Origin of the sequence: Solibacillus sp. FSL K6-1126, assembly GCF_038003445.1 — a bacterium.
Taxonomy (GTDB): Bacteria; Bacillota; Bacilli; order Bacillales_A; family Planococcaceae; genus Solibacillus; species Solibacillus silvestris.
Genome location: NZ_JBBOPD010000001.1, coordinates 2120685 through 2132715 on the forward strand (window position 1 = coordinate 2120685; position 12031 = coordinate 2132715).

Here is a 12031-nt window from a genome sequence, read left to right on the forward strand (position 1 = left end):
AATTAAATTATTTTCCTGAAAATGAAAAAGCCCATCCCAACGACTGATGAAATAAGGGCTATTTCAATTAGTAATCTGTTATAGAATCTATAATTATTAATATTAATTGGATATAAGGAACAAAAAACAGTATAAATGTTCCAAATCCTTTTGTCCAAAAAACTTTTATATTATCAAAGAATGTAATTATATATTTATCCGCAAAGTTAATCCAATTTTTTTAGAATACTGCTAATAATAGGTGCAATTAACATAATTAATAATACATTAATAAAAAATCTTTTCAAAACAAGTTCACATCAAACTTAGAATGATCTTTATCAAAATATAACATAAGTAATATAATTCTAAAACCTCGTTTGCTAACCTTACAGCATTAAAATGGCATGACAAGGTTATATGGATCAGCAATACTCCTAAACTTAGCTTTGGGGACGTTTATCTTCAATTAACGAGATAGTAGTTCAACAAGAAAATGGTATAATTTTTAGTAAATGAGGTATTAGGGGGATTAGATGAATTTTAAGAAACCAGCAGGATTTGGTATAAGATTTGTCGCAAGTTTTATAGATTTTTTAATTATTTCGTCAATATTTGGAATCGTATTCTACATGATAAACGGTAATTATTCTATCGAACAGACCGAAGAATTCACTTTTCAAGCATTATATACCTTGTATTTGACCATTACTCCTATTTTGTGGGGTGGATACGTAATTGGCAAAAAAATTTGTAAGGTTAAAATAAAGCGTTTTAACGATGATGAGAAACCTACAATACTCAATATGATTATGAGAGAAGTGGTTGGTAAATATATTATTGTATTAGCTACCTTTGGAATATCAGTATTGGTCAGTGGACTTATGGTTATCTTACGAGAAGACAAGAGAGCCATTCATGATTTCATAAGCGGGACTTATGTTAATAAAGAATAAATTTTTCTTTCACTAACAGGTGCCCTAGTACAACAACGATTTATAAAACTTACAAAATAATGTTCCTAAATAAAGGATTTGGAGCCAAAAAAGAGGTAAACGCTGTTACAACAACGTTTATCTTTTTTTAATGTAACGAAGTGTTATTTCATAATCTGGCCCTTTAATGGAATAACTTTATTATCACATAACAGGTTTAATCCACAAGAAAAACCGAAATCCTTCTTCATAGACAGAGAGAGGAAATTCCGGTTCATTTATTTTACACGTTTAAACTTTGTTCAAAACGGTACGTATTTTTTATAAACAATTTAACTTTAATTCAAATCCACACAGTTTTTTTATATCGTTAATTCGGATAGTTCTTGTCTGATTGTACGAATATGGTCTTCCATCAATACTTTTGCTCTGTCACTTTCTCCCCGGCTAATCGCTATAAATATCGCGCGGTGTTCTTCTAAAGTCCGGGCGAAATTTTCTTTTGAAGATAATCGATGTTTTCTTGTTACTTCGATCGTACTTCGCATATGCGATGCAAATGACGAAATTAGTTGAGCAAGCACACTGTTATTCGCTGCTGCCGCAATTGCCATATGGAAATCCAAATCAGCTTGTATACCGATTTCTTCATCATCAGTATTTTTCATCGCTTCCAATGTGCGCGCAATTTTTTCAATATCTTGTCCTGTTGCACGTAATGCAGCAAGTGCAGCACACTGAGATTCCAGGATTAGACGTAATTCGAGCATTTCATACAAAGTCGTTTGGTCTGTTTTTAGCGCGACGCTTGTCAATTGCTGTTGAATAGTCTGTTGCTTATTGGTTTTTATAAAAGTTCCATCCCCATGGCGAATTTCGACAAAATCACTTAGTTCCAGTAGTCGGAGTGCTTCGCGTATCGATGTCCGACTTACACCGTATTTTACTGCAAGCTCACGTTCCGGTGGCAGTTTCTCCCCTGCTTTTAATATTCCGGCAGTAATTTCAGTCTGGATCTTTTGAATTATAATCTCATACACTTTTTGTTTATTTGCCGAAGTCACGTTCTTCACACCTTTACTATTTTACTAAAAATAAACTTAAGGCTGGAACAAACGAAATAATGAGTACACATACAACCATCACAATAATGAATGGAATGATGGCACGCATAACTCCTTCAAATTTCGTTCCGGCAATTTTATTTGCCACAAATAAATTTAACCCGACTGGCGGCGTAATGTACCCAATTGCCAAATTCACAATCATAATAATACCGAAGTGAACTAAGTCCAGTCCAAGTGCCGTAGCAACCGGTGCTAAAATAGGCGTCAATATTAAGATCGCTGCCGCTGTTTCCATAAAGGTACCGACAATTAGCAAAATGACGTTGATGATGAGCAATGCAAAAATCCAGTTATCGGTAATACCGAGTAATGCTTCAGTAATTTGCATAGGTATACGCTCGCGTGTCAAATAGTAGGCAAAAATAGAGGCGCCGGCAATAATGAAAAGAATCGTTGCACTCATAATCGTTGCCGATGAGAATATATGATATAAATCTTTCAATGTAATTTCACGGTATATAAATACTCCGACAATTAATCCGTAAACAACCGCAACAAGGGCTGCTTCCGTTGCCGTAAAAATACCACTGTAAATGCCGCCTAATATAATAACAGGCATCAAAAGTGCCAAAATCGAATCTTTAAAGGCAATGAAAAATTCTTTTAAATTATATTTTTCACCACCGCCATATCCTTGTATAATCGAAATAACATAAACTAGAATCATTAGCGCAGCCGTAACAAAGAAACCCGGAATGATACCGGCCAAAAACAGGTCACTAATCGAAACACCTGCAGTTACACCAAATAATACGAGCGGTACACTTGGAGGGATAATAACACCAATCGTTCCCCCGGCAGCCTGTATCGCTGTGGAAAAGTTTTTATCGTACCCTTTTTTGACCATTGCAGGAATCATAATCGCCCCGACAGCTGCCGTTGTTGCAGCAGCACTTCCGGATAATGCCGCAAAAAAGGCACAAGCAACAATGGAAACGAGCGCCAGTCCTCCGCGAACCCGACCGAGCATTACTTCTGCCAAGTGGATTAGACGACGTGAAATTCCGCCTGATTCCATTAACTTACCTGCTAAGAGGAAAAATGGTACCGCCAGTAATGGAAAAGAATCAATGGAATTAAACATACGCTGGAAAATCGCTACAATAGGCATTTCACTTTGTGTGACAAAAAACAATGTTGCGGCCATTGCAAGTGCAATCGCAATCGGAACATTAATAAAAATTAACAAGAGTAAAACAACGAAAAGAATTATATCTGCCATTACGATAATTCTCCTTTCAATTGTTTGACGGTTACATAAAACAGATTCACAACGAGAATTATGCCACTGATCGGAATAACAGAATAAACAATCCCCATTGGAACCTGCATTACAGCGGATGGCTGATCCATTACCCTCATCGACAGTTCATACCCTTTTACGACCATGAGCACGAAAAACACTAAACATACTGCTGCCGCAACCACAATTAAAACCTGTTTCAACAAACCTTCTGTGCGATCAACGAATAGTTCCATCCCGATATGTGCTCGTTTGGCCAATGCATACGCAGCACCTAAAAAGGTCATCCAGATCATCGAGTACCTGGACAATTCCTCGGTCCATGCAATGGAATAGTTGAAAAAGCGCAAAGTAATTTGACAAAATACAGATACTACAAGTACGACCATTAAGGCAATCAATGCAATATGTACAACTTTATTAATCCCTTCTACTAATTTCACCATATTTTTTCTCCCATCCTACTGCTCACTTAAAATACGCTGCAATAACTGCTGATTTTCCGAACTATCATAAACTTTCATAATCTTGTCTCGGAATGCCCCTGTATCAACTTCTTCAACAACTTCCATTCCGTTTTCCTTAAGTCGCTGAAGTGCCTTTTCCTCCATATCGACAACAAGTTGACGTTCATAGGCACCGATTTTTTCGCCTTCTTCCATGACGATATCACGCAGATCCTCCGGCAGGCGATTATAGGCATGTTCACTCATCATGAATACCGCTGACGAATAGGCATGACTTGTTAACGTCATAAACTTCTGATTTGCATCGTACAGTTTATAGCTGTCAATTACTAGAATAGGATTTTCCTGTCCATCCACTACTCCGGATTGGAGTGCTGTCAATGCTTCTGTCCAAGCCATCGGAGAAGGGGTTACACCTAGTTTATTAAATGCGGAGATGAAAACTTTATTTTCCTGTACACGTAATGATAATCCTTCCAGATCTTCCGGTGTCGCAACAGGTTTTATGCTATTCGTGACATGACGGAATCCATTTTCTCCCCAAGACAGGCCTACAATTCCGATTTCACGCAATTGGGCAAATAGATCTTCGCCAATATCTCCCTCTAAAATATTGACGGCTGCATCACGGTCATTAAATAAAAACGGTAAATCGAGTACCGCAAAATCTTTAACAAAGTTCATGATAGGTCCTGATGTTGAAACGACAAGGTCGACTGAACCGAGCATGGCCCCTTCGATCAATTCACGCTCAGCACCGAGCTGACTTAATGGAAAAGTCTCGATAATTACGCGACCGTCTGTACGTTCTTCCACTCGTTCTTTTAACTCTTGCATCGCCAATTCAAATGGATGATCAGCAGCAAGTGAATGTCCCGCATATAAAACATACTGCTCTTTTTCATCGGAAGTGGAGCATGCAGTTAACAGCATGCTCCCAAGGATCAATCCTGCGATGTATAGTATTTTTTTCATCTTTTAATCCCCTAATCAATAAAAATTTTTCCAGGATTCATAATGTTGTTCGGATCGAGTAGCCGTTTGATTTCTTTCATCCAAATGTAGGCAGCTCCGTGTTCCTGTTGCTGATACTTGGCCTTGCCGACCCCTACACCATGTTCTCCAGTGCAAGTTCCTCCAAGCGACAGTGCGTATTCAACAACATGTTCATTTAATTCTTTTGCTCTTGCAATCTCTTCCTGACTTTCCATATCGACCATCAGCAAAATATGGTAATTACCGTCACCAACATGGCCGACAATCCCCGCGTCGATTTCCATACTTTCAATTTTTTCACGGGAATTTTGAATGGCATCAGGCAACGAATTGATCGGAACAACGACATCTGTGGACATCAGTTTTTTTCCCGGTGCGGAATGAATATATGTATAGGCCAAGTTGTGGCGAAGCTCCCATAATTGATTACGCGCACGTTCATCCTGCTCAAATGCCAGCTCAATACAGCCATTGTCATTCAATAATTCAGTCGCAAAAATGACATCTGACTTCAATCCTGCTTCATTTCCATGAAACTCCAAAAATAATGTCGGTGTTTCGGGGAAATTTGTATCGGAAGCAAAATTTACTTGTTCGATACTGCGTTTGTCGACAAGTTCAATACGTGCCATTGGGATTCCCGCTTGTTTTAATGAAACAACAGCATCCACTGCCTGCTGGATTGTTTCAAATGTAGCGCGGCCCGCAATAATTTTTTCTGGTATCCCGTAAACACGTAATGTTAATTCCGTGATGACCCCAAGTGTCCCTTCCGAACCTACCATTAAACCATTCAAGTGATAGCCTGATGATGATTTTGCGGCCAATCCGCCGGTATGGATCACATCACCATTTGCCAACACCACCTCTAAATCACGGACTTGGTCTCGCATAATGCCGTATCGGACAGAAGTTGTACCGCTCGCATTTGTCGCGGCCATTCCTCCTAATGTCGCATCTGCACCTGGATCGACAGAAAAGAATAAGCCGTATTTTTTTAATTCTTTATTGAGCTGGCTGCGGGTTACACCTGGTTGGACCTTTACGAGAAAATCATCGGGGCGTACTTCTAATACAGCATTCATCATCGATAAATCAAGAGAGATTCCTCCCTTATAAGGAATTACATGACCTTCTAAACTCGTACCAAGACCAAATGGTACAACTGGAATTCGCTGATCATTTGCCAGTATTACAATTTTGCTGACTTCTTCAGCTGTCTTCGGAAATACTACAACATCCGGTAAATGCGGTTCATGATAAGATTCATCCTTCCCGTGTTGTGTACGTAATACTTCATTCGTTGTGACCTGCTCATGTGATAAAAGATGTTGCAATTGTTCAATGTAATTCAAACCAATTCCTCCTCACTTTTGTTGTCGGACCTTTGGAGCTTTGGTCCAACCAACTCTTAATAATTAGAATATATTTATTTTTCTAAAAATACAAACTATTTATTTTTTATACTGTATTTTCCATAAAAAAAGAGCTGACGTTTAAATGTCAGCTCCTGTTTAGTCTTTTTATTTCATACCTTTAATTTGTACGTGAATCGTTTCGGGCTCAATACCAAAATGCAATGAAAATTCTTCAGCAATTTCCTTTTGAAGTTCATAGATATAGCTAGGCACAACATATGAAACAGGTGATTTTAAATAAACACCGATTGTCATTTGGGGTACGCCATCCGTATGAATCTGCGCTATTTCAAATTTTGCCAGTCTTTCCTGCCTTACAAGTACATGATCCAATACATCTGTAAATACAGTACGGGAAATATAGACACTGTTTTGATGAAAATCAGGTTGTACGATCGTCGTTTCTCCGAGCTTTACTTGTGAAGAGGAGAAAATTTCCTTTCCCCGCTGAATCAGGCGTTTAAAAAAGTTCTGTTCTACTTGGCGGTATGGAACAGGCATCACATGTTTGCCCTGAATTTCCCGCACATATTTGGCAATGCGAATTTCCTTTTCTGTACGGATATTATGAACATAATGAAATTCATCGATTTCACCAAGTTGTAACCGGCCTGCTATTCTTTTTGTCATTTTGTCGGAAGTACCGATCAGTAAAATGGACTGCACTTCATGGGACATAATTGCCTGTACGATTTCAGCTTTATGTATATCATCATCCAAAATGGCCCGGCGTACTGCTTTTAATGTATTTTTCTCAAATTTGGCCGACGTTCCCGCGACTTTTTCACCGTTAATAATAAGTATGCCGTCATCAATAATGGCTTCGATTTCATTGTCATATGCAAATTGCAAAGCGCTCGTACTTTTACCTGTCCCGCTTGGCCCGCTTAAAGAATAGATTTTCATGCTGCACCTCTTAATCAATTATTATGCTGTTAATAATATTTCCTGTACCTATATTGCTATTCCACTACGGTTTCGTGCTTTATGTAGTGAATTAATTCTCTTTTCTGATTTCATCCCCATTATACGTGATGTGTATGATAAAATGGTGCTTACAATTGAAAGTTTTAAGGAGTGTTAAAATTGAATATCCAACCATCAAAAAAAATGTCATTATTTGTGCCGGCTATATTTGGTGACTTAAAAAAACATGCTAAATTACAAGAGCAAAAAGGAACGGAACTCATTGATTTAAGCCTTGGGAGTCCTGATATCGCTCCTGCAGAGAATTTACGCCAAAAAATGTCCGAGCTTACTGCGCTCTCCTCTTCTTACGGCTATACTTTAACGGGTATTCAAACATTTAATGAAGCGGTATGTCGTTATTATAAACGAGTAAACAATGTAGGGTTGGATCCGGAAACAGAAGTTGTCCAAACAATTGGTTCTCAGGAAGGTTTAGTCCATCTTCCAGTCGCTTTCTGTGATTCTGGTGATATTGTACTTACTACAAATCCTGCCTATGTTGCTTATGATGCGGGGATTCACTTGGCAGGCGCAACACCTTATTATATGCCATTAACAAAGGAAAATCAGTATTTGCCTGATTTAAAAGCCATTCCAGAAGATATTCGTCAAAAAGCAAAATTACTAATTTTAAACTTGCCGGGTAACCCCGTACCGGCCATGCCATCAATCGCGTATTTTGAAGAAGTGGTGGCCTTTGCGAAAAAGTATAATATTATTGTTTTGCACGATGCGGCTTACTCTGAATTTTACTTTAAGGGAGATGCCCCAATCAGCTTCCTTGCCACACCTGGTGCGAAAGAAGTCGGTTTGGAAATTAACTCTTTATCGAAAAGCTTCAGTCTTGCTGGGACTCGTATTGCCTACATAGTTGGAAATGCCGAATTAGTTGCGATTATGAAGCAACTGAAATCGAACTTGGACTTTGGTATTTTTGAACCGATTCAGCAAGTAGCGGCTTTAGCATTGGACAATGCTGAACAAGTTACAAGTGTACTGAGAGAAACTTTCTCTGTACGCCATAAAACACTTATGGAAGGCTTAACATCAATCGGCTGGGAAGTTGCGCCAAGTGATGGCGGGATGTTTGTATGGGCAAAATATCCGTATGATATTCCATGTATTGACTTTGCCTATAAAGCGATCGAACAAACTGGTGTCGTTATGGTTCCGGGTACGGTGTTTGGCACAGCCGGTGAAGGTTATATGCGTCTCGCATTGGTTCAACCTGTCGAACAACTCCAGGAAGCGGTTAAACGACTGTCTACAATAAAATTATAAACAAAAAGGCGTTGCTGTATGTAATTATCAGCAACGCCTTTTTAATTATTCCATAGCGCTATACGTAATAACACCTTTTTCTTCGATTTCCACACCGTCTAAAAATACAACTGTCGTTTGGAAAATCAGCTGCTCATCTTTACCGCATACCCAGCGTTCGTCTGGAATAATCTCAAATGGGATTATTTCCCCATCTTTTGATCGAATCCCTCCAACTAACTGAAACGAGTGCTTTCCGATAATGGAAAATTCACCATCCAACTCTTCACAAAGGACTAATAATGAAATGTAATCAATTTTATCCTCTTCATCTTCTGTAAGTGATGTAACATAAACGGAACCGTTTAATATGTCACCTTCTACAAGCTCTGTCTTTTCGATGACAGTTTCAACCTTCACGCCATTTTCTTCAAGTGATGTTAGCCATTTGCTTAACATGTATACTCCTCCATTTAAATATGTAATTGATAAAAGATTTTAAAAAAGGGAGCGTGTTAAAAGTTTTCGCTTTTAACACACCCCATCTTTACAATTTCCTGTTTTCTTATTTCAATTCTTCATACAGGTTCGTCTCGTCAGATTGGAAACGATTGTAACGTTGTTTAAAGAGTCGATACGTATGTGAAATGAGAACTTTGATTAAAGCATAACCAGGAATACCTAGCACGACACCTGGAACTCCAAATAAAGAACCAGCTGTTAATAATACAAAAATAATCGTAATAGGATGGATACTTAATGATTTACCCATAATTTGAGGGGAAATAAACTTCCCTTCGATTAATTGTACAATTGTCCATACAATAGCTAACTTTACTAACAGCCATGGTGAATTTACAATCGCAATAATTGCTGCAGGAGTAGCGGCAATGGCTGGTCCCAAATATGGAACAACACTTGTGATCATTGCGAGGAAGCCAAGTAGTAAAGCATATGGCATTCCAATAATTAAAAAGCCGATTGTCATCATGACACCAATACAAAACGATACTAAAATCTGGCCTTGTATGTAAGAGCTAATCTGCTTGTCCATATCATGCAATACATCTCCAATTCGCTTACGCATACGCGGCGGAAATAGGAGTAAGATGAAGCGCGGCATTTTATCCCCTTCATATAATAAATAAAATGTAATAAACGGCACGATTACGAGCGATAAAATGATACCTGTAACTGTTGACAGGAATCCTGTAATACCAGTCGCAACTCCAGTCGCTAAACTACCTAAAGTTACCTTTACTGTTGTAATGAAACTATCAGTAAAGTCCGTTAAAATCTGATTGTAGTCAAAGTTAATCTTTTCAAAATACTCGCTGAAGTGAGAGTTGTTTAAAAATGCTAATAAATCATTTGCAAGTGCCATTAAAACAACAGGAAATTCCTGTACTAAGTTTGTAAACTGATCACGTAAAAACGGGAAAACCAGTAAAACAAGCAATGTGATCAAAGCAATAACTACAATATACAAAATTAGAATCGCTAAGGCACGCGGCACTTTCCATCTTACTAAAAGCTTCAATGGCGGGCGTAATAAGTAAAACAAGATTACCCCTAATACACCAGGCAATATGATGACTTCAAATAATACATGTAACGGCTCGAAGATAAAGGAAATTTTATCGTAGATGAATACCGTACAACCAACCAATAAGATGATCACTAATAAGAATAATAAATTTTTACCACCTAAAAATCGAATAAATTTAGAAGAGAAAAATCTAGACGTTTCCTGGGGTAAAGAATTCACTTTATTCATTTCATTTTTTCTCTCCAAAAGACCACCTCAATATTTCAACAATATTTAATTTATTATTTATTTTATCATGAATAACGGATGTACACGTAATGCTTACTCGTTTAAATTTAAAAAATCATGTAAAATTTGCGAATTTTTCGCAACATCAATTTCCAGTACTTCCCCAGCATGTCGGTAGTTGTTAATTTTATACGTACCTTCTGCTGGAATCGTCATTTTTTCAACATTGATTTCCCCGCTTGAAACTGCCTTTAATGCGGTTTTCAGCTGGTCTTTATTTGTTAAATCCGTCGTAATATAACCTTGGGTAGCACCGATGAATTTTGGCAGATTCGCAACATTTTTTGGTGATAAGAATTCATCTTTCAATGCTTCGATTACTTTTTGCTGACGTGCTACACGTCCAAAATCACCTTCAGCATCCCCACGGAAACGGGCATAGCCGAGCAGTTCTTTACCGTTTAAGTTTTGAAGACCCTTTTCAATCTCTACATAGATTAATCCACCCATCTTTTTTTCAACATCGATTTCGATACCGTTTGGAGCCAAAATATCAATCAATGTTTCAAAGCTTTTAAAATCAATCATTGCATAATGGTGGATCGGTATATCGAACATATTATTTAACGTTTCCTGAAGTAACGGTACCCCACCTAAATAATAGGCCGTATTCAGTTTATACGATTGATAACCGGGAATTTCCGCATAAATATCACGCATAAATGATACGAGCTTCATATCGTTCGTTTTATGGTTCCATGAAAGAACCATCATCGTATCGGAACGCGATTTTTCTTCACCTCGGGTATCTACACCTAAGATTAAATAATTTTCTATAGTCGGATGATTGTCATCTGGTTCAAAGCCTTCTACTTCAATTTTATTACCGCTTGCCAATTCCTTTCCCTTATTAAATTGGACATAGCTATATCCAATAGCACTAATAAGCAAAAGAAATACCACTACGAAAAGTAACCGGCCTTTGCGCATTTTTTTCTTTCGATAGCGGGTTTGACGCGTCTGTTCTTCCATTCCTACAACTTCCTTTCTATTTCTGTGAAGTTTAGACGATTTACATTAAATTTAGTTGCAAATTACTTATAGTATACCATTTTATGCACATTTTCTTCCTAATTAATGAAATGTCAGCATATCTTTTTTTCAATTTTTTGCTATAGAATATTATATGCGCTTACAGGAAGTTTAATAAATTGAATGTCATTCTTATCCATGGTAGAATACAGCATATTTAACTGCTTTAATTAAGGTTAAAGTTTAAGGTTGAATATGTTTTTACTGGTTTATGAGGAGTGATACAGAATGGAAAAGGCTACATTTGCAGGTGGTTGTTTTTGGTGTATGGTCAAACCTTTTGATCAATGGGAAGGCATCGAAAAAGTAACAAGCGGTTATATGGGTGGTCATGTGGAAAATCCTACATATGAAGATGTAAAACGTGGTGACTCTGGACATGTTGAAGTTGTCGAGATTGAATTTAATCCAGAGCTTTTCAGCTATGAAAAATTATTGGATATATATTGGATGCAAATTGATCCAACAGATGCTGGCGGTCAGTTCCAAGATCGCGGTGAGTCGTACAAAACAGTTATTTTTACGCATAGCGATGATCAATATAAGGCTGCTCAGAAATCAAAGAAAGACTTGGCGGAAAGTGGACGTTTCAAAAAACCGATTGTCACTGAAATTCAACAGGCACAAACTTTTTGGCCAGCGGAAGACTACCATCAAGACTATTACAAAAAAGAAGAAGCACATTATCAGGAAGACCGGGCTAAATCAGGACGCGATGAGTTTATTGATGTTCACTGGAAGGAAAGTTAAAATTTCTGTATAAAAAGG

General features: G+C 37.8%; 12 protein-coding genes. 3 read left to right on the plus strand and 9 right to left on the minus strand.

Annotation, left to right across the window (positions count from 1 at the left end; genetic code table 11):
- The first annotated feature begins 515 nt into the window (after window positions 1-515).
- Window positions 516-935, plus strand: coding sequence for an RDD family protein (locus tag MHH44_RS10390; protein ID WP_340798508.1), 420 nt, complete (start codon window positions 516-518; stop codon window positions 933-935).
- Between the two features lie 341 nt (window positions 936-1276).
- On the opposite strand, the gene MHH44_RS10395 is transcribed toward MHH44_RS10390, so the two are convergent.
- From MHH44_RS10395 to MHH44_RS10420, 6 genes are all read right to left on the minus strand, one after another.
- The gene (locus MHH44_RS10395; RefSeq protein WP_340798509.1) at window positions 1277-1978 is read right to left on the minus strand and encodes a FadR/GntR family transcriptional regulator; all 702 of its coding nucleotides are present in this window, start codon (window positions 1976-1978) and stop codon (window positions 1277-1279) included.
- A gap of 16 nt (window positions 1979-1994) precedes the next feature.
- Window positions 1995-3263 carry a TRAP transporter large permease gene (locus tag MHH44_RS10400; RefSeq protein WP_340798510.1) on the minus strand — a complete coding sequence of 423 codons (1269 nt, stop codon included), beginning with the start codon at window positions 3261-3263 and terminating at the stop codon, window positions 1995-1997.
- On the minus strand, window positions 3263-3730 hold the full coding sequence (locus MHH44_RS10405) for a TRAP transporter small permease (RefSeq protein ID WP_340798511.1): 468 nt from the start codon (window positions 3728-3730) through the stop codon (window positions 3263-3265). The genes MHH44_RS10400 and MHH44_RS10405 overlap by 1 nt, the downstream gene beginning before the upstream one ends.
- 15 nt (window positions 3731-3745) lie before the next feature.
- Window positions 3746-4726 (minus strand): TRAP transporter substrate-binding protein, encoded by a 981-nt coding sequence (locus tag MHH44_RS10410; RefSeq protein WP_340798512.1) that lies wholly within the window; start codon window positions 4724-4726, stop codon window positions 3746-3748.
- An 11-nt stretch (window positions 4727-4737) separates the two neighbouring features.
- The gene (locus MHH44_RS10415; protein ID WP_014823837.1) at window positions 4738-6102 is read right to left on the minus strand and encodes an FAD-binding oxidoreductase; all 1365 of its coding nucleotides are present in this window, start codon (window positions 6100-6102) and stop codon (window positions 4738-4740) included.
- Between the two features lie 168 nt (window positions 6103-6270).
- Complete coding sequence (locus MHH44_RS10420; protein WP_340798513.1) at window positions 6271-7071, minus strand: hypothetical protein; 801 nt, start codon at window positions 7069-7071, stop codon at window positions 6271-6273.
- Between the two features lie 204 nt (window positions 7072-7275).
- Here MHH44_RS10420 and MHH44_RS10425 point away from each other — a divergent pair, with 204 nt between their 5' ends.
- A complete protein-coding gene (locus MHH44_RS10425; RefSeq protein WP_340799508.1) occupies window positions 7276-8415 on the plus strand; it encodes an aminotransferase class I/II-fold pyridoxal phosphate-dependent enzyme in 1140 nt (379 codons plus the stop codon).
- 45 nt (window positions 8416-8460) lie between these two features.
- On the opposite strand, the gene MHH44_RS10430 is transcribed toward MHH44_RS10425, so the two are convergent.
- From MHH44_RS10430 to MHH44_RS10440, 3 genes are all read right to left on the minus strand, one after another.
- Entirely contained in the window at window positions 8461-8853 is a 393-nt protein-coding gene (locus MHH44_RS10430) for a cysteine synthase (protein ID WP_008407240.1), read from the minus strand.
- Between the two features lie 106 nt (window positions 8854-8959).
- Entirely contained in the window at window positions 8960-10171 is a 1212-nt protein-coding gene (locus tag MHH44_RS10435; protein WP_340798514.1) for an AI-2E family transporter, read from the minus strand.
- Window positions 10172-10264: 93 nt separating this feature from the next.
- Window positions 10265-11203 carry an LCP family protein gene (locus MHH44_RS10440; RefSeq protein ID WP_339264583.1) on the minus strand — a complete coding sequence of 313 codons (939 nt, stop codon included), beginning with the start codon at window positions 11201-11203 and terminating at the stop codon, window positions 10265-10267.
- A gap of 288 nt (window positions 11204-11491) precedes the next feature.
- Here MHH44_RS10440 and msrA point away from each other — a divergent pair, with 288 nt between their 5' ends.
- Window positions 11492-12013: a peptide-methionine (S)-S-oxide reductase MsrA gene (msrA, locus tag MHH44_RS10445; RefSeq protein WP_008407243.1), complete on the plus strand. Its 522-nt coding sequence runs from the start codon at window positions 11492-11494 to the stop codon at window positions 12011-12013.
- The last annotated feature ends 18 nt before the right edge of the window (window positions 12014-12031 follow it).